Here is a 24,558-nt window from a genome sequence, read left to right as displayed (position 1 = left end):
TTCTCTGTATTATGATTAAATATATGCGAGGAAACATGAACGAGAAGGAGATAGTAATATGTTTGTAGCAGAACACGAAATTGATATCCGCTATGCGGAAACAGACCAGATGGGTGTCGTTTATCATGCGAATTATTTAGTATGGCTTGAATTAGGGCGTACAAAATTTATTCGAGAATTAGGATTTTCTTATATTGAAATGGAGAAAGACGGAATTGTTTCACCGGTTCTAGATTTACAAATTACATATCGTAAAGCAATGCGTTATGGAGAGAAAGCAATTGTGAAAACATGGGTAGATTCTGTTAGCCCACTGCGTGTTGTATATGGATATGAGATTTATAACGGAGATGGAGATCTTTGCATTACAGCATCTACAACAAATATTTGTGCAAAAAGAGAAGGGCTTCGTCCAGTATCACTAAAAAAATTATATCCAGAGTGGTATGCGACATATGAAAAAATTAAGAAGCAATAAAAAAAGCGTGGCATAAGCCACGTTTTTTATTTTTCATAATGGAATTGAGGGAAGTCATCACCATCGTTAAATATAACTGATAAGTTGTGACCATCGAAGAACCACTCATCATCGCCTTCAACAAAAAATGAAATACCTTCTTCTTGGATTTGGGCAGCTGGATGAGCTGGATCATCTTTGCGAATTCCTAGGGAAAGTCCTTTTTGTACGGTACTACAGCCGCCATATTGTACGAAAAAGCGAAGCGCGTCGCCGGATTGTAATTTTAGTTCATCTTTATACCAGTTTACTGCTTCTTTTGATATGGAAATATTCATGTAAGGTTCCTCCAAGCTATATCGCTTTTTCTTTAGTATAAAAAATAACGCAAAAAGACGCCATTTATATGCTTTGCGTTTTCTTTTTGCGTTATGTGGGTCATAACCTTACTTTTGTTTCTTTGTTAAATTTGCTTTTGGTTCAGTTTTATTTATAATTCGTCCGATATTGGCACGATGTCTATAAATAACCATACCAGCTAATAAACACATCGCAACAATGAAGATTTTATCCCCGGTAATAATTGCTGCAATAACAGCAATGACAGCTGTTACCATAGAAGAAAGTGAAACGTATCTCGTCGTAAATAGCAGGGTGAAAAAGACAATGGCTAATATCACAAAGAGAATTGGAGCATAGCACAATAGTACACCAGCAGACGTAGCAACTGCTTTTCCGCCGCGGAACTTTGCGAAAATTGGATACACATGTCCAAGTACTGCTGCTAATCCGAACCAAAGAGGATGGATATCTAAAACGAAAATTAACGGCAAAGCCGTTGCTAGCGTTCCTTTTAAAATATCAGCAATTGTAACGATGAAGCCCGCTTTTTTTCCTAACGTCCGAAATGTATTCGTTCCTCCTAAATTTCCGCTACCGTGCTCGCGAATATCGATTCCGTAACCAATTTTCCCAACAACAAGTGCAAATGGAATCGAGCCGAGCAAATAAGCAACGATAAATAAAAGATATGTAATAAGCATAAGTTCAGTCTCCTTTATTCAAATGTGTTGATAAAGGGTAAAAAGAGTTTTTCCTACATATTGTACCACACATTTATAAAGAGAACATTTCTTTTTTAAAAATGAAATGTTCAAAGTTTCTTAAAAAAAATTTCACAAGAATGTTACATTTTTCACAGATTCATTCAAACTATATGTTGTATCATTTCGTTATTGGATTAACAAGATGTTGTTGGAGGTTAGGAAATGAATCAAGTAATGACAGAAAATAGTGACCGTGAAGAGAATCTAATGGAGATTTTTGAAAAAATCGTTCATGCGAATGAACAAGATTTAATGCAAGAAAATGCAAACGTTGACGGTCGGTCTCCAATGGGAATGATGGGGACATTTGCATCTGAGAGTGCAAAATATTATGCGATAGAACATTTACTTTCTGAACAAGTGAAAAAAGCGATAGATCAAAATATTTTATATCCGCACGATTTAGATTTTTATGCAACGGGTACGACAACGTGTTCGCAAATCCCGTTAGCACAAATGTTAGAAAAAGGGTTTCATACTGGTCATGGACATATGCGACAGCCACAAGATATCAAAAGTGCACTAGCGCTTTCTTCTATTATTTTTCAAGCAAACCAAAATATGCAGCACGGCGGCCAATCCTTTGCACTGTTTGATATGGAGTTAGCACCTTATGTGAGAAAAACGTTTGAAAGAAATAAAAAACGTTTAGCGACGTACCCATTAACAGCCGAGCAAGTAGAAGAGTTTGCGTGGAGAGAGACGGAAAACGATACGTATCAAGCTTGCGAAGCATTTATTCATAACTCAAATAGTATGCATAGCCGTGGTGGTGGACAAGTACCGTTTATTTCCATTAACTACGGAACGGATACATCAAAAGAAGGAAGATTATTAATCAAACAATTGTTAAGAGCAACCCAAGCTGGATTAGGAAAAGGAGAAACACCAATCTTTCCGATTCAAATCTTTAAATTGAAAAAAGGTGTAAACTTTGCAGAAAGTGATCCGAATTATGATTTGTTTGAACTGGCATTAGAAACGACAGCGAAACGATTGTTCCCGAATTTCTCATTCTTAGATGCACCATTTAATGCGGTGCATTACGATGGTCGTCCTGAAACTGAAGTGTGTTATATGGGCTGTCGTACTCGTGTTATGTCTAATATTCATGGGGAAGAGACAGCAATTGGAAGAGGGAATTTATCGTTTACATCCATTAACCTAGTAAAATTGGCATTAATAAGTGGATCAAAAGAAGCCTTTTTTGAAGCGCTGAATTATTATATGGACCTTGGCATTCGTCAACTATTAGAAAGATTTGCTTATCAGTCCACAAAAAGAGCAAGAGATTTTCAGTTTTTATATTCACAAGGAGTATGGCGCGGTGGTGAAAAGCTTGAACCAGAAGATTCTGTTGCTGAAATTTTAAAACAAGGTACGTTAAGTATCGGCTTTATTGGCCTGGCGGAATGTTTAGTTGCGCTAACAGGAAAACATCATGGGGAAGATGAAGAGTCATGGAAACTTGGGTATGAAATCGTTACATGTATGAGAAAGAAAATGGATCAGGCAACGGAATATCATCAGCTGAATTTCTCGTTAATCGCAACTCCTGCAGAAGGGTTATCAGGGAAGTTTATTAAACAAGATCGCACTGAGTTTGGAACGATTACAGGTGTAACGAATCATAATTATTATACAAACTCATTTCATATTCCGGTGTATTATTCGATTCAAGCGATTGATAAAATTCGTTTAGAAGGACCGTTTCATGCGCTATGTAACGGCGGGCATATCACGTATATTGAATTGGACGGAGCGGCCGTTCATAATCAAAAAGCATTAAAGCAAATTGTGCAGGCAATGGCACAATTTGGGGTTGGATATGGTTCCATCAATCACCCGGTGGATCGCTGTAAATGCTGTGGCTATAATGGAGTGATTGAGAATGGATGCCCAAGCTGCGGGAATGAGGATGAACATCATATTGAAAGAATCCGCCGCATTACTGGATACCTTGTCGGGGACATGTCGAAATGGAACAGTGCGAAGCGTAGTGAAGAAGCAGATCGGGTGAAACATAAATGAGAGTAATGAATATTATTCATGATAGTGTTGTAGATGGGGAAGGGTTGCGGACAGTCGTGTTTTTTGCGGGCTGTCCGCATCATTGTTTTGGCTGTCATAATCCAAAGTCGTGGAATCTTTGTAACGGTACCGAAATGACCGCAGAAGAAATTATAAAAGAAATTGCAAAAAATCCGCTTACTGATGTAACATTTTCAGGTGGAGATCCGTTTTTTCAAGCTGCCGAAGTGAAAGAGGTAGCAAAAGCTGTAAAAGATTTGAAAAAAAATTTATGGATTTACACAGGTTATACGTTAGAAGAGATACAGAATTCGCGAAATAATGATATGATAGAGTTGTTACACTATGGGGATATTTTGGTCGATGGAAGATTTGAACTCGAAAAAAGAGATTTAACACTTCCATTTCGCGGAAGCTCCAATCAACGTATTATTCGATTGAAAGAGTAAAAAGGCGGGATAGGTCAGATGAATAAAACGGTATTACTTGTTGAAGATGAAAGAAGGTTGCGAGAAATTGTTAGCGATTATTTTCGCAATGAAGGCTTTGAAGTTATCGAGGCGGAAGATGGAAAACAAGCGCTAGAACTATTTGCTGAACATACGATTGATTTAATTATGCTAGATATAATGTTACCGGAAATCGATGGTTGGTCTGTTTGCCGTCGTATTCGGAAAGAATCTGCGGTACCCATCATTATGCTTACAGCACGTTCCGATGAAGATGATACATTGTTAGGATTTGAACTCGGGGCCGATGAATATGTAACAAAACCATTTAGTCCAAAAGTGTTGGTAGCTCGTGCGAAAACTTTATTGAAGCGTGCAGATGGAGCAGTTGGCGTGGCGGAAGAACATGTACTCTCTATGGCTGGAATTGATGTGAATCGTCTTTCACGTACAGTAACTGTTAATGAAGAAGAAATCATATTAACACATAAAGAATTCGAACTTCTTGTTTATTTAATGGAGAATAAAGGAATTGTGTTGTCTCGTCAACATTTATTAGACCAATTGTGGGGATATGATTATTATGGTGATGATCGTACGGTAGATACACATATAAAAAAATTGCGAAATAAACTAGGTGACAAAGCAAAACATATTGGAACTGTCATTCGTGTTGGGTATAAGTTTGAGGAGTAGTACTTGTATTTAACATGAGTCAAATAAAGTGAAACTTTTATCAGTGGGGTTTTTCTTCATCTCCCATTGATCATTAGCCCTCACCAATCGGGCTTTTACGGGCAGTTATCTCCCACCTATCTTCTTTTGTTTCTCTTTGAATTTTGAGGTGGGGGTCTTACTGTCCGTTAATACGGGATAAAAATCATAGTATATGACGCTCTCTTTTGTATGCGCAAATATGTACAATTTACTTATTTTTTGTCTACAATACGTATAGAAGTATTTTTTTAATCGGATTTCACGATGAGTTCACAAGAAGGACACAAACAGTGACTATACTGAAAATACGAATTTAGCAGAGAGGGGAAATAAATGATGGGCTATTATGATGGACCAAATATGAATGAAGAGCATAGAGAAATGAGAGAAGTAAGAAAATCAGGCAATAAAAAAGGTTATTTTTTCACTGGTTTAGTTGGAGCTGTGATCGGGGCTGTTACAATTAGTTTCGCAGCACCATATATGCCATGGACAAATGGAAATGGAACAGCTGTTTCATCGCCATTATCTTCTAATTCAAAAGTAGAGGGAACGGCGGTTCCTGTTGTGAATAAAGCAAAAAATGAAACAGATCTACCTGGTATGATTGAAGGAGCGAAAGATGTTGTTGTTGGTGTAATCAATATGCAACAAAATATTGATCCATTTGCCATGCAGCCAGCGGGGCAAGAAGCAGAGGCTGGATCAGGATCTGGTGTAATTTATAAAAAAGTTGGGAATAAAGCTCTGATTGTAACAAATAATCATGTTGTGGACGGTGCGAATAAACTAGCGGTAAAACTAAGTAATGGAAAAACGGTCGACGCAAAATTAGTTGGAAAAGACCCTTGGTTAGATTTAGCTGTTGTAGAGATTGATGGTTCAAATATAACAAAAGTGGCAACTCTTGGTGATTCAAGTAAAATTCGCGCTGGTGAATCAGCAATTGCGATTGGTAATCCGCTAGGCTTCGATGGCAGTGTAACCGAAGGGATTATTAGTAGTAAAGAACGTGAAATTCCAGTTGACATCAATGGTGACAAACGTGCAGATTGGCAAGCACAAGTTATTCAAACAGATGCAGCAATCAACCCTGGTAATAGTGGGGGAGCATTATTCAATCAAAATGGTGAAGTTATCGGAATCAACTCTAGCAAGATCGCACAGCAGGAAGTAGAAGGGATTGGATTTGCTATCCCAATTAATGTAGCAAAACCAGTCATTGAATCTCTTGAAAAGGATGGAACAGTAAAACGTCCAGCAATGGGTGTAGCAGTAGCATCTCTTGAAGAGGTACAACCATATGCATTAGATCAATTAAAGTTACCAAAAGATGTAACAAATGGTGTTATATTAAGTAAGATTTTTACAGCTTCACCTGCTGAAAAAGCAGGATTAGCGCAATATGATATTGTTATAGCATTAGATGGTCAGAAAACTGATAATGCACTTCAATTCCGTAAATACTTGTATGAGAAGAAAAAAGTAGGAGACAAAATTGAAGTTACATTCTATCGTAATGGTGAAAAAATGACGAAAACAGCTACACTAGCAGATAACTCGGCTGCTACGAATTAATAAAGAAAGTCTCTTTCGTATTGAAAGAGACTTTCTTTATCGGCTATACTAAAAGGATAGGAGGGATTTTATATGACAATTGAAAACCCAACTCGTACGGAAATTGGAGATGTATTGAAAAATAGCAAAACAATTGCGGTTGTTGGATTATCTAACAATCCAGAACGTACCTCATATATGGTTTCAAAGGCCATGCAAGATGCAGGATATCGCATTATTCCAGTTAACCCAACAATAGATGAAGTACTGGGTGAAAAAGCAGTCCCGTCATTAACAGGCATTGGGGAACATGTGGACATCGTAAATGTGTTCCGTCGTTCTGAATTTTTAATGGATGTTGCAAAAGAATTTGTAGAGATTGATGCGGATGTTTTTTGGGCACAATTAGGAGTACAGGATGAAGAAACATATCGCTTTTTAAAGGAAAAGGGCTATACTATTATTATGGATCGTTGTATTAAAGTTGAACATGTGATGACGAAATAAGGCAAATAGATTTTGTAAATGAAAGGTCGATTCATCCCTAGGTTACATGGTACATGGGCAGATGAACGAGGTGTTCATCATGAAGTTTTTTAAAGGTTGTTTTTTGGGATTACTACTCGTCATTCCATTTTGGGTGATTGTCATTTGGATAATTATAAAAGGGTGGTATATGTAGTTTTGGAATACATATCCATTTTTCGTTGACAAACGATTATTTTTCTGAAATAGTAGCCTAAAGGAATCCTTGTGAAAAAACAAGGATTTTTCTTATGAAAATGGTATATAAAAGACATAACACGACTTGCCAAAAGTAAGGGTAAGGCGTTATTCTATAATAGAAACATATGTTCTTATTTTGATTTTGAAAGGGGCAAGGAGTTTGGCGAAGCATCAGTTTCAATATAATGAAGATGCAATTCAAGTGCTTGAAGGTCTTGAAGCCGTTCGGAAACGCCCGGGTATGTATATCGGGAGCACGGACAGCCGTGGATTGCATCATTTAGTATACGAAATAGTAGATAACTCCGTTGATGAAGCATTAGCGGGATTTGGCGACGAAATTTCTGTCGTAATACATAAAGATAATAGTATTAGTGTCATTGATAAAGGGCGTGGGATGCCTACGGGAATGCATAAGCTTGGGAAACCAACTCCTGAAGTAATCTTAACAATACTCCATGCAGGTGGTAAGTTTGGACAAGGCGGTTATAAAACAAGTGGTGGCTTGCATGGTGTTGGTGCCTCTGTTGTAAATGCTTTATCAGAATGGCTAATTGTAACTATCAAACGTGATGGAAATATATATGAACAACGTTTTGAAAATGGTGGTATTCCTGTAACAACATTAGAGAAAATTGGGAAAACGAAACAAGTCGGAACAACAATTCATTTTAAACCAGATCCATCTATTTTCAGTACAATAAATTACAATTATGAAACGCTATGTGAGAGATTGCGTGAATCGGCATTTCTGTTAAAAGGGATGAAAATTGTTTTAACAGATGAACGTAATGATTTAGAAGATGTTTTTCATTATGAAACAGGAATTGAAGCGTTTGTTTCTTACTTAAATGAAGAAAAAGACTCTATTCATCCAGTCGTGTACTTTGCTGGTGAACAAAATGGAATTGAAGCAGAGCTTGCATTTCAATTTAACGATGCGTATTCAGAAAATATTCTTTCATTCGTTAACAATGTACGTACGAAAGATGGTGGGACACATGAAGCTGGATTCAAAACAGCTATGACGCGTGTTTTTAATGAATATGCTCGTAAAGTTTCCATGCTAAAAGAAAAAGATAAAAATTTAGAAGGTACAGACATCCGTGAAGGGTTAGCTGCAATTGTTTCTGTTCGTGTTCCAGAGGATGTACTACAATTCGAAGGGCAAACAAAGGGGAAACTCGGTACAAGTGAAGGTCGTTCAGCTGTCGATGCTGTTGTTTCGGAGCACTTAGCTTACTTTTTAGAAGAGAATCCTGATGTAGCAACACTTCTTGTGAAAAAGGCAATAAAAGCTGCACAAGCACGAGAGGCGGCACGTAAAGCAAGAGAAGAAGCACGAACTGGTAAAAAGAAAAAACGTTCGGAAGGAACATTGAGCGGGAAGTTAACTCCTGCACAATCTCGTAATCCACAAAAGAACGAATTGTATTTAGTCGAAGGTGACTCTGCTGGTGGTTCTGCAAAACAAGGACGAGATCGTCGTTTTCAAGCAGTATTGCCTCTGCGTGGTAAAGTAATTAACACGGAAAAGGCAAAGCTGGCGGATATCTTTAAAAACGAAGAAATCAATACGATTATTTATGCAATTGGTGGCGGTGTTGGAACGGACTTTTCTGTAGAGGATATTAACTATGATAAAGTCGTGATTATGACCGATGCTGATACAGATGGTGCGCATATTCAAGTACTGTTGCTAACGTTCTTCTATCGTTATATGAAGCCGCTAATTGAGGCAGGTAAAGTATTTATTGCACTTCCTCCTTTATATAAAGTAAGTAAAGGAAAGGGAAAAAGCGAAGTCATTGAATACGCTTGGTCTGATGAAGAGCTAGATGGTGTCACGAAAAAGGTCGGAAAAGGTTATATACTGCAGCGTTATAAAGGTCTTGGTGAAATGAATGCGGACCAATTATGGGAAACAACGATGAACCCAGAGACGCGCACGTTAATTCGCGTTAAAATTGATGATGCTTCACGAGCAGATCGCCGGGTTGCTACATTGATGGGGGATAAAGTAGAGCCTCGTCGTAAATGGATTGAGCGTAATGTTCAGTTTGGTATGCAAGAAGAAGGTAATATTTTAGAAAATGAAATGATTTCAACAACGGAGGTGGAATAACATGCAAGCAGAGAAGTTTCATGACCTCCCACTTGAAGACGTGCTTGGTGACCGCTTTGCACGTTACAGTAAATATATTATTCAAGACCGTGCGCTTCCAGATGCACGCGATGGTTTAAAACCGGTACAACGTCGTATTTTATATTCTATGTATGTAGAAGGAAACATAAATGATAAACCGTTTCGTAAATCAGCCAAAACAGTTGGTAACGTAATTGGTAACTATCATCCGCACGGTGATTCTTCTGTATATGAAGCGATGGTACGTTTAAGTCAAGATTGGAAAGTACGTAACGTATTAGTTGAAATGCACGGGAATAATGGTAGTGTCGATGGCGATCCAGCAGCGGCAATGCGTTATACGGAAGCGCGTTTATCTCCTATTGCTTCTGAATTGTTGCGTGATCTTGATAAAGAAACAGTAGAATTTGTTTCAAACTTTGATGATACAAGTGAAGAGCCAGTCGTATTACCAGCGATGTTCCCTAACTTGTTAGTGAACGGATCTACGGGAATTTCAGCTGGTTATGCAACTGAAATTCCACCACATCACCTTGGAGAAGTTATCGATGCAACAATACTGCGAATTGATAAACCAAACAGTACTGTAGACGATTTGTTAACCCTTATTAAAGGACCAGATTTCCCGACAGGGGGGATTATCCAAGGTCTTGATGGGATTAAAAAGGCGTATGAAACAGGAAAAGGAAAAATCATCATCCGCGGAAAAGCGGAAGTTGAGACGATTCGTGGTGGGAAGCAGCAAATCGTAATTACAGAAATTCCTTACGAAGTAAACAAAGCAAACCTTGTAAAGAAAATGGATGAGCTACGTTTAGATAAAAAGCTAGATGGAATTGCTGAAGTTCGTGATGAAACGGATCGTACAGGTCTCCGTATTGTTGTCGAATTGAAAAAAGATGCAAATGCAGAAGGTATTTTAAATTACTTATATAAAAACACAGATTTACAAATACCATATAACTTCAATATGGTAGCAATTCATAATCGCCGTCCTGTATTAATGACGTTACCAAAGATTTTAGATGCTTATATTGGGCATCAAAAAGAAGTTGTAACACGTCGTTCGCAATATGAATTGCGAAAAGCGGAAAATCGTCAGCATATTGTGGAAGGTTTGATGAAAGCTTTATCAATCTTAGATAAAGTCATTGAAACAATTCGTGCTTCTAAAGATAAACGTGATGCGAAAAATAATTTAAGTGCAAGATTCTCCTTTACAGAAGCACAATCGGAAGCAATTGTATCACTGCAATTGTACCGTTTAACAAATACAGATATTACAGCGTTAGAAAAAGAGGCTGAAGAGCTACAAACGAAAATTACAGAATTACAAGCGATTTTACAAAGTGAGAAAAGACTTCTTCAAGTTATTAAATCGGACTTAAAGAGAGTAAAGAAAACGTATAGTGATAATCGTCGTGCTGTAATTGAAGAAGAAATTGAAGAAATTAAAATCGATGTGGAAGTGATGATTCCACATGAAGATGTCATTGTTACTGTAACGAAAGAGGGATATGTAAAGCGAACAGGGTGGCGCTCGCATAATGCATCGAACGGAAAAGACTTCGGTATGAAAGAGGGCGACATCTTACTCGAACGCTTCGATACAAATACAACAGCGACAATTCTTTTATTTACGAGTAAAGGAAACTATATTTATCTCCCGGTATACGAAATGCCAGATATTCGTTGGAAAGATTTAGGTCAGCATGTTGCCAATATTGTCTCACTTGACCGAGATGAAACGCTAATTTGGGCAACGGTTGTTCCAAATTTTGAAGAAGAAAATCGATTTATTGTGTTTGTAACGCGCAATGGTATGATTAAGAAAACTGAATTAAATCAATATAAAGTACAGCGTTATTCAAGGGCATTTGTTGCTGTGAACCTGAAAAAAGATGATGAAGTTGTTGATATATTTGTAACGGATGGAACGCAAGATATTCTGCTTGCAACGCACGGAGCATATGCTCTTATTTTCAATGAAGAAGAAGTGAGTCCAGTTGGTGTTAGGGCTGCTGGAGTAAAAGGAATTAACTTAAAAGAGGATGACTATGTTGCCAGTGGTCGCCCACTAAACGGTGAAAAAGATCAGCTTCTTCTTGTGACGCAGCGAGGTGCTGTGAAACGAATTAAAGCTTCGGAAGTCGAAAAATCAACGAGGGCCAAACGCGGTCTTGTTATCTTTAAAGAGTTAAAACGTAATCCATACCGCATTGTCGGTGTTGAAATTGTTCGCGATGATGAACTTGTTTATATGCGAACAGAGAAACACGTTGTTGAAGAAATCGATCCGAAGGCGTTTCGTAATAAAGATCGCTACAGTAACGGTAGTTTAGTGTTAGATGTAAGCGATGCTGGTGAAGTGGTTGAGTCGTGGACGAAGAAACGAATAGAATGAATCGTTAATTCATATTAAATATATTCCGTCTTATTAGAGAAAGGCATGATCCATAGGGGCATGCTTTTCTCTTTTTTATAGATGAAAATGAAATAGAGTGTGATTTCGAAAATGTAATCCAATTAACATAGAAGGAGTGAAATATTTAAAGCGGATTTTTAATAGCTTTTCTCCACTGATTTGGAAGTGGATACGTTTTTAAATGCTCGAATTTTAATAGTTTTGCTTTTTCAGGAGTTAAAAAGGATATTTCATATGTCAATCTATCCTCACCAACTGATATATGTGGACCAACAACAGGTGATACATCCATTACAACTTTGAAGTCAAACCCTCTAAATCCGTTTAATCGCTCGATTTTTACGAAATGAACTTGATATGGATATACGGATACGTTTTTAACCATGTATTTAGAGTAGTAATGTTGTATATCGTGATTAATTGTTTGATTTAAATAGACCATTAATAAATCTTGCAGTTGAAGTTCTCTAGAATCTACTTCTAATGTTTTCTGTTCTGCCGCGACACAAGAGGGCGGATGGATTAACAATGCTCCCAGCGTTATAAAAAATGAAATGAATATGTGATTCATACAATTACGTCCTTTGCTTTCTAAATTCGTTTATCCCGTATTAATGGGCAGTAATACCCCCACCTCAAGATTCTAAGGAAACCAAAGAAGATAGGCGGGGGATAAACTGCCCATAAAGGCCCGATTGGTGAGGACTAATAATCAGTGGGGGATGAAGAAAACCCCACTGATTAAAGTTTCACTTTATGGGCAAAAAGTTATACCAATGAAATAAAACTTGCTATAATAATTATGAAATCGTTCTCAAAGATGGAGGAATATATGAAAAAAATAGGCGTAGGGATTGTTGGATATGGATTTTCTAGTACAACATTTCACATCCCATTATTACAAACGATAGGTGACTATGATATTCGTGCAATCGTATCTTCGAAAGAAGAAATAGTGAAACAGGCATTACCAACTGTGCAAGTTGTTGGCACGATTGAAGAATTAGTAAAACGAGATGATATTGATCTTGTTGTGATTACTTCACCAAATACAACGCATTTTTCGTATGTAAAAGAGGCTATCTTACATGGCAAACATGTTGTTGTGGAAAAACCATTTGTTGTTTCAACTAGAGAAGGAGAAGAACTCATTACACTGGCAAAAGAACATGATGTAATTGTTAGTGTGTATCATAATCGCCGTTTTGATAATGATTTCTTAACAATAAAGAAATTAATTGGAGAAAAACAAATTGGAAATGTGTATACATATGAAGCACATTTTGATCGCTTTCGTCCTCATGTCCGTGATCGTTGGCGAGAAAAGAACTTACCGGGGTCTGGTATTTTATATGATTTAGGATCACACTTAATTGACCAAGCACTTCATTTATTCGGCAAGCCAGATGCTGTCAGTGCGGATGTAGTGAAACAACGGCCTGGAGCAGAAACGGATGATTATTTCCACGTTGTACTTCATTATGATGTGAAACGTGTCATTTTGCATAGTAGTAGTTATGTAAAACATGCAGGTCCTCATTTCAATGTTCATGGGGATAAAGGTTCGATTGTAAAATACGGTATGGATTCACAGGAAGAGCAATTAAAAGCTGGTAAAAAACCCGGTGATACAGGCTACGGAGAAGATAGTGAGAACAATTATGCTATGTTAGAGACTGAAGAAGAAGTAATACATATTCCTACAGAAGTGGGATGCTATGAAATGTATTACAAAGAAATGAAAGATAGTATATTAAATGGAGTACAACCTCCAGTAACAGCTGAAGAAGGCTTACAAGTTATCCGTATTATTCAAGCTGCTATTGAAAGTAGTGAAAAAGGTAAAGTAATTTCATTATAAAAAAGACACGATTTCGTGTCTTTTTATTTATTTTTGTGATTTATATGTTCTGGATTAGAAAGCCCATAAAAAAACATCGTGACAATATCTTTTATATGTTCTTCTCGATTCCCTTCTAAGAGCTGGACACCGTGTTCTTCACCTAACTTACTAAACATTTGAATGTATAATAGCATCATTTCCTTTGAAAGGTTTGGGTTAATTTCATTTTTACGCTGTGCATTTTCTAATATTCCAAAAAACCAAGGGATGACTATTTCGCTTTGATAACGATATAGAAATTCACGAAGCTCGGAATCTTTTTGAGTTGCTTGTAATAGCATTTCAGGATGAAATAAACTCCCACTTTCCATCTTTCGTAGTATCATTTTATTCATCATGTCTTGGAATGGCATGTTTTCAGCTGCTATCTCTTGGTAAAATTGAAATTCAGTTTTCGTAAATTCTTGAATAAGCTCCCTAAAAAGAGCATCTTTACTACCGAAATGATTATAAATGGTAACTTGCGATACTTTTGCTTCCTTGGCAATATCCTCTATTTTTACTTCATTAAATCCACGTTCCGAAAATAATAATAATGCAGCATCTTTAATGGCACGCTTTTTCTTTTCTTTTACTTTTTCAAAACCGTTCACTTCGATCACCTCACTTAAAATATACAAGAAAAAAAGAATGAAGACAATAAATTTGAAATTTAGGCGTATATATATTTCAAAAAGTATTGCTTCTGTTAAAAAAGAGGAGTACAATATTTTTGAAATATAGAACATATAATATTTCAAAAAATGAGGTGGGATAATGATTTTAGTTCAAAATGTAACGAAACAATTTTCAAATGGGAAAGGTTTATTTGATATTTCATTTCAAGTGAAAGAAGGGGAAGTATTCGGTTACTTAGGACCGAACGGGGCTGGGAAATCAACAACGATTCGTAACTTAATGGGATTTATACAACCTACTGCTGGTCATGCGACAATCTTTGGATTGGATTGCTGGAATGAAGCAGCGAAAATTCAAAGAGAAGTCGGTTATTTACCAGGTGAAATTTCTTTTATAGACGGAATGAACGGATTAGAATTGTTAAAACTTATGCAAGGAATGCGTGGATTGAAGCAGACGAGTCGCCGAGATGAGCTGATTGAACGACTCCAATTTGATGTGAAAACACCAATTCGGAAAATGTCGAAAGGGATGAAACAGAAGGTAGGAATTGTTGCCGCATTTATGCATGATCCCGAAGTGTTGATTTTAGATGAACCAACATCTGGCTTAGATCCACTTATGCAGCAGCTTTTCATAGATCTAATACTCGAAGAAAAACAAAAAGGAAAAACGATTTTCATGTCATCTCATATTTTTACAGAAATTGAGCGGACGTGTGATCGCGTAGCCATCATTAAAGATGGACGTCTCGTAACAGTTGAAAATGTTCATGATTTACAAGGGATGAGAAGACAAGTCATGGATGTAACATTATCCTCACAAGAGGAAATCATCGCTTTACAAAAGACAAATCTACAATTTGAAAATGTGAAAGGAAATACAGCTTCGATTATTGTCCAAGGTAATTATCAAACCGTATTACAAACACTCGCACAATACCATGTTACGGCTCTGCAAACGAGAGCGATGGATTTAGAACATTTATTTATGCATTATTATGACGCGAAAGAAGGTGCTAAGCATGAATAAACAGCTGTTTTTCGCTAGCTTCAAAGAAAATCAAAAAAATATATGGAGTTATTCAATTGGCTCAGCTCTTTATTTATGGCTATTAATATGGGTATTTCCATCACTCGTATCCGCAAAAGGATTAAATGAAATGATGGCTGCTATGCCAGACAGCTTAAAAAAGATTGCGGGTATGGAAAATCCAATTCAAAATGTAAATGATTTTTTAGCCGGTAAATATTACGGAATGTTATTTATTATCATATTGACAATTTTTAGTGTGACAGTTGCGACGCGCTTAATAGCTCGTCATGTTGATAAAGGTGCTATGGCTTACTTATTAGCAACACCTGTATCGAGAGTAAGAATTGCGATTACACAAGGGAGTGTTCTCGTTATTGGTTTAGTAATTATTGTTCTTGCTACGTATGGGGCGGGCGTACTGGGAGCAGATTGGTTTTTGAAAGACAACAATTTAAACCAAGAATTATTTTTCAAAATGAATCTAGTCGGTGGTCTCGTGTTCCTTGTTGTTAGTGCCTATTCTTTCTTGTTTTCGTGTGTATGTAATGATGAAAGAAAAGCACTCAGCATTTCTGCTAGTGTTACGATTCTATTTTATTTATTAGATATGGTGGGGAAATTAAGTGATAAGCTAGAATGGATGAGAAATATATCATTATTTACATTGTTTCGTCCAGAAGAAATTGTCGCAGGAACATATAATATATGGCCAGTAAGCATCGGATTAGTATGCGGGGCACTTTGCATCTTCACTACAGCGATTGTGTTGTTTAAAAAGAGAGATTTACCATTATAAGTACGTGTTCAAAAAGGAGGATAAAGAGAGCCGAGCAGTTCGAGGCGCGGAAGCCAGGAGGATACGGAGTGTATGGAACCACATGAGTACCGGACTGGCGACGTAACGAAGAAATAGGGCAGCTATCTTTACCGGACTTTTTGAACATCTTCTATAAAAGAATAGTAATAACACACCAAAAGAAGTCTGCTAGTAAAGTGGACTTCTTTTGGTGTGTCTGAAAAATAGAGGGGATTTCAAAATAGAATCGTATAAAAGTAGTTAAAGAATATATAAAGATTCGTCACGTTGGAGAGGGGCTATCTAGAAATGAAGAGGAATCAAAAAGGAGAAATACAGTTTAGTCATGCGGTTCTTGAAGCTATTCATAATGAAATATTGATTATGAATAAAGCAGGAATCGTTCTTTACTGTAATGAGGCTGCATGTAAGTTATTGAATATGCAACGAGCTACTATCACGGGGTGTTCAATTTTAACAATAATGCCGACTTTACAAGTGTTTTGGCAGGAGAAATCTCAAGAAAGTTTCGAGTGCAATGTACAAGAGAAAAAGTTTGCGATAATGAAAACACCAATATATGAGAACAAAGAAATAATCGGATTGTTACTAATGTTTCAAAATGTAACAAATGAAGAGAACTCGATAGAACATTTAAAAGAAACGCTTGAAAAGTATGAGGATGCATTAAATTTATTATCAGAATGTATTTTAGGTGTTGATGAAAAAGGAAACATCAATTTCTTGAGTCGTTCTTACGCAAATTTATTAGGAATCGATAATCTTGATTCCGCAATTGGAAAGCATTGTACTGAGGTGGTTGAGAATACACGAATGCATATTGTAACGCAGACTGGTGAAGCGGAAGTTGGACATATACAACGAGTAGGAGATAGAAATGTGATCGCAACGCGAATTCCAATTATGAAAGAAGGAAGGACGATAGGGGCAGTTGGGAAAATTATGTTTCGTGATGTTCGGGAGTTAAAAGTGTTGGTGACGCAAATTCAGGCGATTGAGTCAAAGCTTGCCTATTATCAAAAAGAACTAAAACGTATTCAAGGTGCCAAATATTCTTTTCAAAGCATTATAGGAAATAGTAAGAAAATACAAGAAGTGAAGAAGAATGCTAAGAAAGCAGCGCAAAGTAATTCAACGATTTTAATAAAAGGAGAAACGGGAACAGGGAAAGAATTATTTGCACATGCAATCCATCTTGCTAGTCCTCGTGCTGAAGGACCACTGATTCGATTAAATTGTGCTGCAATCCCTAGAGAGCTATTTGAAGCAGAACTATTTGGATATGAAGAAGGATCATTTACTGGAGCGAAAAAAGGAGGAAGACAAGGGAAGTTTGAGTTAGCGCAACATGGAACATTGTTTTTAGATGAAATTGGAGAAATGCCATTTGATATGCAAGCAAAATTACTACGTGTTTTACAGGAGAAAGAATTTGAAAGAGTTGGTGGAGCAAAAGTAACGAAGCTTGACGTTCGATTTATTGCAGCAACGAATCAAGACTTAAGAGAAATGGTACGGCAAGGGAAGTTTCGAGAAGATTTATATTATAGACTAAATGTGTTTATGTTAGAGATTCCACCATTGAGAGAAAGAAAAGAAGATATCATGCCGCTTAAAAATTTTTTAATTCAAAAACTCAATCTGGAATTTGGAGGTGGCATACCTTCAGTTGATGAAAAGGTGATGTCTATATTTATGGAATATAATTGGCCAGGGAATATTAGAGAATTAGAAAATATATTGGAGCGGTCTATCAATGTTTTGGAAGAAAACACGATACAAACGCAGCATTTACCTGTTTATGTAAGAGTGGAAAGGGAAGAAGAAAAAAAAGACCCTGTGGTTCTCTCACTGCAGGAAGAAGTAGAAGCAGCGGAAAAGCGAGCGATTATTAAAGCGTTACAAAAAGTATTAGGGAATAAACAAGAAGCAGCTAAAATGTTAGGAATACACCGAGCTAGTTTATATAGAAAGCTAGAAAAGTACAACTTATTGAGTAATTCGTATTTAGCAAATACGTAAATTTTGATCAAAAAAACAGTCTTTCTCTGGAAAAGAAAGGCTGTTTTTTTATTAGATATTCAATTAAACAATTGAATATAAGAGATTTGATAGAAGAAATATGTAAGATGGTTCATTTGTTTTTTTAGAAATATACAACTGATTTTTGATAAAAAATGTGAATGTAAATATGAGTGATTTTCCAAAAAATTAGAAAAAAAATGAACCTTATCCTCCTTTTAATCGTCTAATAAGTGTAAAGTTTTATTAAGGGATATAAAACAGGAGGACAAACTAAGAACTTAAGAGATATTAGTAGTAAGCTTCGGACACATCCCGGATTAAGTATGGAAGTAGAATCAAAAGCAGAACAAAAGGAAAATTGAGATAATGAAGAAACTCGTTTGGATAGAGAAATATGAAAAAAATGTGAAAATGAACTCGAACATCTAATTACGCTAGATTATAAAAAGCTACTGAATCCAGTAGCTTTTTTATTTTTTACTGAATGTAGAGAACGAGTTTCCCTGTTTGTTGCAAATATGAGACATGTGTAGCAAACTTGCGAATCTATGAATAAGAAAGGTTATGCAACTTTATGTCTCATTTTTGCGAAAAATAAATAGGGATTTCTTTATAGAAAATCTTGTTATGTAAGGGTTTAGATTGATAAATAAGGGTTGGCACATTTTTTGCTTACAATAAATACTGATTATTCAAAATTTTTAAATAAAGTACACGTTTTTAGATAAAGGGGGCTATTCTATTGAACAATGAAAACTTAGCACAATTTTTAATGAATTGCATTGAAGGAACACCCAACAAAGTGTATTTACAATTTGAGCAAGAAAAAATCACGTACGAAGGACTTTATAATCGGGTTATGAAAACAGCAGCAGGGTTTTATGAATTAGGTATTCGGAAAGAAGATAAAGTTTGCGTCATGCTTAATAATTCTCCTGAATACTTGGACATTTGGTTTGCATTATCAACTTTAGAAGCGACAATTGTTCCGTTAAATGTACATATAAAAGGGGAAGGATTACGATACATATTATCTCATTCAGATTGTAAGGCAATCGTGTTAGAGGAACAGTATATGAAACAAATATTGGAATGTCTTCCTTCTGTATCGAAAACGATTCAAATGATTGTAAAAGGACAAAAAAAGAATGACATCCACCAAGAAAAGGGAATAGAAATTTCAACTATACGTTTAGAGCAATTGCTACTACATAATCATCAGTACGTACCAAATTCTTCTTTTTCTTCTAAAACCATTAATAGTATTCTCTATACATCTGGAACAACGGGTTTACCAAAAGGCGTTATGTTAAGTCATGCTGCATATATCAATGCTGCTCAAGCGTTTGCTGAAAAGATGGTGCATGCCAAATCAGAAGATATATTATTTACAACATTACCGTTATTTCATATTAACGCACAAGCTCATACCGTATTAGGTGCTCTTCATGTGAATGCTACAGCAGCAATGAGTAACCGTTTTAGTGCTTCGCGATTTTGGGATGAAATTCGCTTTCATGGAGCGACTATTTTTAATTCATTAGGTTCAATGATTCCTATACTTTGTAAACATCCAGAGAAGGAAAGTGATCGTAATAACCCAGCAAGAGTAACAGCGTGTGCTGCGACACCGAAGGAATTTTGGAGAGAGTTTGAAGAGCGTTTTGGTGTTCAAATTATTGAAGGATACGGATTAACAGAAACGACAGGTTTTTGTGTATCGAACCCATTAGCTGCAAATCGTATTTCCTCAATCGGAAAGCCTTTTCCCTATGTAGATATAAAAGTTGTTAATGAAAAAGGAGAGAGTTTACCAAAAGGGGAGATTGGTGAATTAATGATTCACCCATTAAGGAAAAATGTTTTAATGGAAGGCTATTATAAAATGCCAGAAAAGACGGCAGAGGCGATGAAAGATGGATGGTTCCATACAGGTGATCGTGGCTATGAAGATGAAGCCGGTTATTTTTATTTTTGCGATCGTTTAAAACAATGCATTAGACGAAGAGGAGAAAATATTTCTTCATGGGAAATTGAAACGATTATAGATGCTCATCCAAAAGTGTTAGAATCAGCGGCAGTAGGTGTACCTTCAGAAGTAGGAGAAGAAGATGTAAAAGTATATATTGTCTGTAAGGATGGAGAGTCAATACCTTATGAAGAAATTATAAAGTGGTGTGAAGAACGAATGGCATATTTTATGATACCACGTTACATCCAATATATGGAGTGTTTTCCGAAGACCGCAACAGAACGTATTCAAAAGTTTAAGTTAAAAGAAGAAGGAATTGGACAAGCATGGGATCGTGAAGAAGTAGATTATATTCTAAAAAAATAAATTGAAGAAAAAGGGGGATGTTTCATGAAGGATGGTCGTGTTGTGAGCTGGATAAAAGAAGAGAAAATAGCCATTATTACAATCAATAATCCACCGGTAAATACGCTGAATATGTATGTGATTCAACAACTAGCAGACGTATTAAAAGAAATTGAAAATGACGTGGATGTAGTTGCTGTAATCATTACAGGGGCAGGAGAGAAAGCCTTTGTAGCGGGAGGGGATATTAAAGAATTTCCTGACTGGATCAGCAAAGGAGAAAGGTATGCAGAAATGAAATCATTGGGGCTTCAACATCCTCTTAATAAGGTGGAACGTCTTTCTAAGCCAATTATTGCTGCTATAAATGGTTTGGCTTTAGGGGGAGGTTGTGAATTGGCAATTGCTTGTGATTTAAGAGTGATAGAAGATCATGCTTTAATAGGACTTCCAGAAATTACGTTAGGATTGTTTCCAGGTGCAGGAGGGACACAACGTTTACCTAGATTAATTGGAGAAGGAAAAGCAAAAGAAATGATGTTTATCGGAAAACCTATTTCTGCGAAAGAAGCAAAAGAAATTGGATTGGCTAACTTTGTTGTTGCGAAAGGACAAGCACTTGAAAAAGCAAAAGAGACCGCGAATGAAATAAGTCGATTTTCTCTTCCAGCTCTTTCTTATATGAAGCAAGCAATCTATGAAGGAACAGCAGTATCTTTGGAAGAAGGGCTTCATATTGAAGCGAAATATTTTGGAAAGGTGTTTCAAACAGAAGATGTAAAAGAAGGTGTTACGGCATTTATTGAGAAAAGAGAGCCGCATTTCAGCAATAAATAATGAATTCTTTGTAGGTTAGTAACTTCATTTTTAGCGTACTTTATATGTGAGTGAAAAGGGGGAAAGTATATGGACATTGTCGTTATTTTAATTGCTCTGAGCTTATTGATGTTTTTTGCGTATCGAGGTTTTTCTGTCATTTTATTTGCTCCTTTGTGTGCATTGTTGGCAGTATTTTTGACAGAACCTTCTCACGTACTACCATTTTTCTCGAATATTTTTATGGAGAAACTAGTAGGTTTCGTAAAATTATACTTTCCTGTATTTTTACTGGGTGCTATTTTTGGAAAGTTAGTTGAAGTAACTGGGGTTGCAGAAAAAATCGCAAAAATCATTGTTCGTTTTATTGGAGCGAAACAAGCCATTTTAGCAATCGTATTAATGGGAGCGATTTTAACGTATAGTGGTGTAAGTTTGTTTGTTGCAGTATTTGCCATTTATCCATTTGCAGCGCAATTATTTCGTGAAGCTAATATTCCAAAGCGCCTAATTCCAGCTACAATTGCATTCAGTGCTTTTACTTTTTCAATGGATTCACTACCAGGCTCTCCGCAAATTCAAAATGTAATTCCAACTACTTTTTTTAAGACAAACATATACGCCGCACCAACACTAGGGATTATTGGGGCATTGTTTATTTTTATACTAGGTATGCTGTATTTGGAACGCTGCCGACGGAAAGCTCTTGCAAATGGTGAGGGATATTACGGAATGGGAGACAAAGCAATTAAGGCAGAGTCGGAAATGGCAGCGAATAGTGAAGCTGCTATGTCTGTGCCAACACCGGGTATTATAGAAGAGAGGATAGTAGGAAAGGATTGGTTTGCTTTTCTACCATTGCTAATTGTAGGTATAATGAATAAGTTTTTTACGGAAGCAATACCAACATGGTATGCGAGTGGATTTGATTTTGCTGTGATTGGTTTAAAAGCGTACGGAAAAATAGATATGGCTCAGGTTATCGGTATTTGGTCTGTAGAATTAGCTCTTATAATGGGAATCATAACAACGATTCTATTAAATATAAAGAAGGTTAGACTAAATTTTAATACGAGTATGAATGTCGGTATTAGTGGTTCTTTACTTGCGACAATGAATACAGCAGCTGAATATGGATTTGGAGGAGTAATTGCTGCTTTACCAGGATTTGCAGCAGTGCAGCATTCTCTTACAGGGATGTTTACAAACCCGTTAGTAAGTGGAGCTGTCATGACGAATATTTTATGCGGAATTACAGGTTCGGGTTCAGGAGGTATGAGTATCACATTAAGCTTAATGGCAGACAAATATATTGAAGCGGCTAGTACATTCCAGATTCCATTAGAAGTATTGCATCGCGTTATTGCAATGTCGGCAGGTGGATTGGATACTTTACCGCATAATGGAGCGGTTATTACGTTACTTGCAGTTACGGGATTAACACATCGTCAAGCTTATAAAGACATATTTGCAATTACAATAATCAAAACAATGGCTGTCTTTTTTGTAATTGGTATGTATGTAACGTTCTCAATTGTCTAATTTTTTATTTGCTGTATAGGAAAGATTTATATTTGGTAAGTAAGGCAGACGGCTTGTGGAGCGTCTGCTTTTTATAATCGATTTTTTGTCTATTAGTATGTTATTTTTAAATAAATAAGATATACTATTTAAATTTAACTTCTAATAGTGTAACATAATATTATAGTTCTAGTTCAGTAACAAGGGGGTTTCAAAAAAGATATATTTCATAATGGCTTTATATACATAGGGGAGAGACGAAGAAAACAGGGGAGAATTGACAGATGAAAATTGTAAAAAATTTAACGTTCCAAGTCATTGTCGCAATTATTTGTGGTATTTTAGTCGGAGCAATTTGGCCTAGTGTCGGACAACAAATGAAACCGATTGGTGAAACGTTTATTAATATGATTAAAATGGTTATCGCACCGATAATTTTCTTAACGATTGTACTCGGAATCGCTAGCATGGGAAGTATGAAAAAAGTAGGACGTGTTGGTGGTAAGGCACTATTATATTTTGAGATTGTAACTACATTTGCTCTTATTATAGGGATTATTATTGCAAACGTTGTACGGCCTGGGGATGGTTTAGATCCATCTAAATTAAAAGGCGGAGATATTTCGCAGTATGTACAAAGTGGTCAGGAGATGAAGTGGCTCGATTTCTTTTTACATATCGTACCGTCTAATATGTTTGAGGCGTTTGCTAAAGGTGACATTTTACAAGTATTATTCTTTTCTATTTTATTTGGAGCAGGTTTGACAATGCTTGGGAAAAATGGACAGCCTGTTATCGACTTTTTTGAGCGATTATCCAAAGTCTTCTTTAATATTTTATCAATTGTCATGAAGCTAGCACCTCTTGGGGCGTTTGGAGGAATGGCATTTACAATTGGAAAATATGGTTTAAGCACGCTAATTCCACTTGGGAAATTAATGATTTGTGTGTATGCAACAATGGCGCTGTTTGTGTTTATTGTTTTAAATATGATTTGTAAATTGTATAAATTTAGTTTGTGGAAATATTTATCCCATATAAAAGAAGAACTGCTTATCGTACTTGGTACGTCATCGTCTGAATCTGTATTACCACGTATGATGACGAAGATGGAACAATTCGGATGTTCAAAACCAGTAGTAGGATTAGTTATTCCAACAGGGTATTCTTTTAACTTAGATGGAACTACAATCTATTTATCAATGGCTACTATTTTTTTAGCACAAGTCTTTCACGTCGATCTTTCACTTGGTCAACAATTAACTATAATAGCAATCTTGTTGGTTACATCAAAAGGTGCAGCAGCTGTAACTGGGGGAGGCTTTATCGTACTTGCATCTACGTTATCAGCAATGCAAGTTATTCCGTTAGAAGGGTTAGCACTACTTCTAGGGGTAGACAGATTTATGTCAGAAGCGCGTGCCATTGTTAATTTAATTGGGAATGGTATCGCAACTGTTGTTGTTGCTAAAAGTGAAAATGAATTTGATGAAGCGAAACATGAGAAGCTATTAGTGAATATGCAGAAAGAGAAAATGGCTGGATAAGAGTTGGAAAATAGAAGATTATAGTTCGTTCGTGTAGAGAAAACAGTCAGCATTGCTGGCTGTTTTTATTTTTGTTAAACAGAAATTGATAGATTTATACATTATTTATGTAACATAATTTGTCATTTTATTTTGGGGAAATGAGAATTAATAAACGAAATAGACATTGATAGGAGGCGAAGGGAAAGATTATAAAAATGGGTAGAATTTTTATAAATATTACTGTAATAAAATAATTTTTAAAAAATTTTTAATAATAACACTTTACAAAACCTAAAAAGTTAGTAGAATATTAGGTAATAGGAATTTTCTGATAACTATATAGAAAAACAAAGTTATCGGAAA

General features: G+C 36.2%; 20 protein-coding genes. 16 read left to right on the top strand and 4 right to left on the bottom strand.

The annotated features are described in order from the left end of the window. Nucleotides 1–58 precede the first annotated feature (58 nt). Nucleotides 59–478, top strand: a complete 420-nt coding sequence (locus QUF99_RS18710) for an acyl-CoA thioesterase (RefSeq protein ID WP_289371884.1) — start codon at nucleotides 59–61, stop codon at nucleotides 476–478. 26 nt (nucleotides 479–504) lie between these two features. Here QUF99_RS18710 and QUF99_RS18705 read toward each other — a convergent pair whose 3' ends face one another. Together QUF99_RS18705 and plsY are read right to left on the bottom strand one after the other, a co-directional pair. Next, nucleotides 505–795 carry a HesB/YadR/YfhF family protein gene (locus tag QUF99_RS18705; protein WP_289371882.1) on the bottom strand — a complete coding sequence of 97 codons (291 nt, stop codon included), beginning with the start codon at nucleotides 793–795 and terminating at the stop codon, nucleotides 505–507. A gap of 108 nt (nucleotides 796–903) precedes the next feature. Then, nucleotides 904–1,500 (bottom strand): glycerol-3-phosphate 1-O-acyltransferase PlsY, encoded by a 597-nt coding sequence (gene plsY / locus QUF99_RS18700; RefSeq protein WP_289371880.1) that lies wholly within the window; start codon nucleotides 1,498–1,500, stop codon nucleotides 904–906. A gap of 237 nt (nucleotides 1,501–1,737) precedes the next feature. Between plsY and QUF99_RS18695 the strand changes: the two genes are divergently transcribed. The 7 genes from QUF99_RS18695 (at nucleotide 1,738) to parC (ending at nucleotide 11,593) form a co-directional block, all read left to right on the top strand. Next, a complete protein-coding gene (locus QUF99_RS18695; RefSeq protein ID WP_289374700.1) occupies nucleotides 1,738–3,594 on the top strand; it encodes an anaerobic ribonucleoside triphosphate reductase in 1,857 nt (618 codons plus the stop codon). Further along, a complete protein-coding gene (gene nrdG / locus QUF99_RS18690; protein ID WP_289371878.1) occupies nucleotides 3,591–4,043 on the top strand; it encodes an anaerobic ribonucleoside-triphosphate reductase activating protein in 453 nt (150 codons plus the stop codon). Before QUF99_RS18695 ends, nrdG begins: the two co-directional genes overlap by 4 nt. Before the next feature lie 18 nt (nucleotides 4,044–4,061). After that, nucleotides 4,062–4,739, top strand: coding sequence for a response regulator transcription factor (locus QUF99_RS18685; protein WP_289371876.1), 678 nt, complete (start codon nucleotides 4,062–4,064; stop codon nucleotides 4,737–4,739). A 357-nt stretch (nucleotides 4,740–5,096) separates the two neighbouring features. Next, the gene (locus tag QUF99_RS18680) at nucleotides 5,097–6,338 is read left to right on the top strand and encodes a S1C family serine protease (protein ID WP_289371874.1); all 1,242 of its coding nucleotides are present in this window, start codon (nucleotides 5,097–5,099) and stop codon (nucleotides 6,336–6,338) included. Nucleotides 6,339–6,410: 72 nt separating this feature from the next. Then, the gene (locus tag QUF99_RS18675; protein WP_289371872.1) at nucleotides 6,411–6,824 is read left to right on the top strand and encodes a CoA-binding protein; all 414 of its coding nucleotides are present in this window, start codon (nucleotides 6,411–6,413) and stop codon (nucleotides 6,822–6,824) included. Between the two features lie 379 nt (nucleotides 6,825–7,203). Continuing rightward, nucleotides 7,204–9,168 carry a DNA topoisomerase IV subunit B gene (gene parE, locus QUF99_RS18670; RefSeq protein WP_289371871.1) on the top strand — a complete coding sequence of 655 codons (1,965 nt, stop codon included), beginning with the start codon at nucleotides 7,204–7,206 and terminating at the stop codon, nucleotides 9,166–9,168. A 1-nt stretch (nucleotide 9,169) separates the two neighbouring features. Continuing rightward, nucleotides 9,170–11,593, top strand: a complete 2,424-nt coding sequence (parC, locus tag QUF99_RS18665; RefSeq protein ID WP_289371870.1) for a DNA topoisomerase IV subunit A — start codon at nucleotides 9,170–9,172, stop codon at nucleotides 11,591–11,593. Nucleotides 11,594–11,738: 145 nt separating this feature from the next. On the opposite strand, the gene QUF99_RS18660 is transcribed toward parC, so the two are convergent. Beyond that, entirely contained in the window at nucleotides 11,739–12,185 is a 447-nt protein-coding gene (locus QUF99_RS18660; protein ID WP_289371869.1) for a DUF3888 domain-containing protein, read from the bottom strand. Nucleotides 12,186–12,446: 261 nt separating this feature from the next. Between QUF99_RS18660 and QUF99_RS18655 the strand changes: the two genes are divergently transcribed. Beyond that, the gene (locus QUF99_RS18655; protein WP_289371868.1) at nucleotides 12,447–13,475 is read left to right on the top strand and encodes an oxidoreductase; all 1,029 of its coding nucleotides are present in this window, start codon (nucleotides 12,447–12,449) and stop codon (nucleotides 13,473–13,475) included. Between the two features lie 23 nt (nucleotides 13,476–13,498). Here the strand turns inward: QUF99_RS18655 and QUF99_RS18650 are convergent, their stop codons facing one another. Continuing rightward, the gene (locus QUF99_RS18650) at nucleotides 13,499–14,137 is read right to left on the bottom strand and encodes a TetR/AcrR family transcriptional regulator (RefSeq protein ID WP_289371866.1); all 639 of its coding nucleotides are present in this window, start codon (nucleotides 14,135–14,137) and stop codon (nucleotides 13,499–13,501) included. Nucleotides 14,138–14,273: 136 nt separating this feature from the next. On the opposite strand from QUF99_RS18650, the gene QUF99_RS18645 reads away from it, so the two are divergent. From QUF99_RS18645 to QUF99_RS18615, 7 genes are all read left to right on the top strand, one after another. Next, entirely contained in the window at nucleotides 14,274–15,167 is an 894-nt protein-coding gene (locus QUF99_RS18645) for an ABC transporter ATP-binding protein (protein ID WP_289371864.1), read from the top strand. Next, complete coding sequence (locus QUF99_RS18640) at nucleotides 15,160–15,966, top strand: ABC transporter permease subunit (protein ID WP_289371862.1); 807 nt, start codon at nucleotides 15,160–15,162, stop codon at nucleotides 15,964–15,966. The genes QUF99_RS18645 and QUF99_RS18640 overlap by 8 nt, the downstream gene beginning before the upstream one ends. 309 nt (nucleotides 15,967–16,275) lie before the next feature. After that, complete coding sequence (locus tag QUF99_RS18635; RefSeq protein WP_289371861.1) at nucleotides 16,276–18,009, top strand: sigma 54-interacting transcriptional regulator; 1,734 nt, start codon at nucleotides 16,276–16,278, stop codon at nucleotides 18,007–18,009. Nucleotides 18,010–18,784: 775 nt separating this feature from the next. Then, entirely contained in the window at nucleotides 18,785–20,350 is a 1,566-nt protein-coding gene (locus QUF99_RS18630) for an ATP-dependent acyl-CoA ligase (protein ID WP_289374698.1), read from the top strand. A 24-nt stretch (nucleotides 20,351–20,374) separates the two neighbouring features. After that, nucleotides 20,375–21,166 carry an enoyl-CoA hydratase gene (locus QUF99_RS18625; protein WP_289371858.1) on the top strand — a complete coding sequence of 264 codons (792 nt, stop codon included), beginning with the start codon at nucleotides 20,375–20,377 and terminating at the stop codon, nucleotides 21,164–21,166. Between the two features lie 69 nt (nucleotides 21,167–21,235). After that, complete coding sequence (locus tag QUF99_RS18620) at nucleotides 21,236–22,687, top strand: GntP family permease (RefSeq protein WP_289371856.1); 1,452 nt, start codon at nucleotides 21,236–21,238, stop codon at nucleotides 22,685–22,687. 263 nt (nucleotides 22,688–22,950) lie between these two features. After that, complete coding sequence (locus QUF99_RS18615) at nucleotides 22,951–24,213, top strand: dicarboxylate/amino acid:cation symporter (RefSeq protein ID WP_289371854.1); 1,263 nt, start codon at nucleotides 22,951–22,953, stop codon at nucleotides 24,211–24,213. Nucleotides 24,214–24,558: the final 345 nt, after the last annotated feature.

Source organism: Bacillus sp. DX4.1, from assembly GCF_030348195.1.
Taxonomy (GTDB): Bacteria; Bacillota; Bacilli; order Bacillales; family Bacillaceae_G; genus Bacillus_A.
Note: the sequence above shows the minus strand (reverse complement) of the source record. Positions and strands in the feature narration are given on the sequence as shown.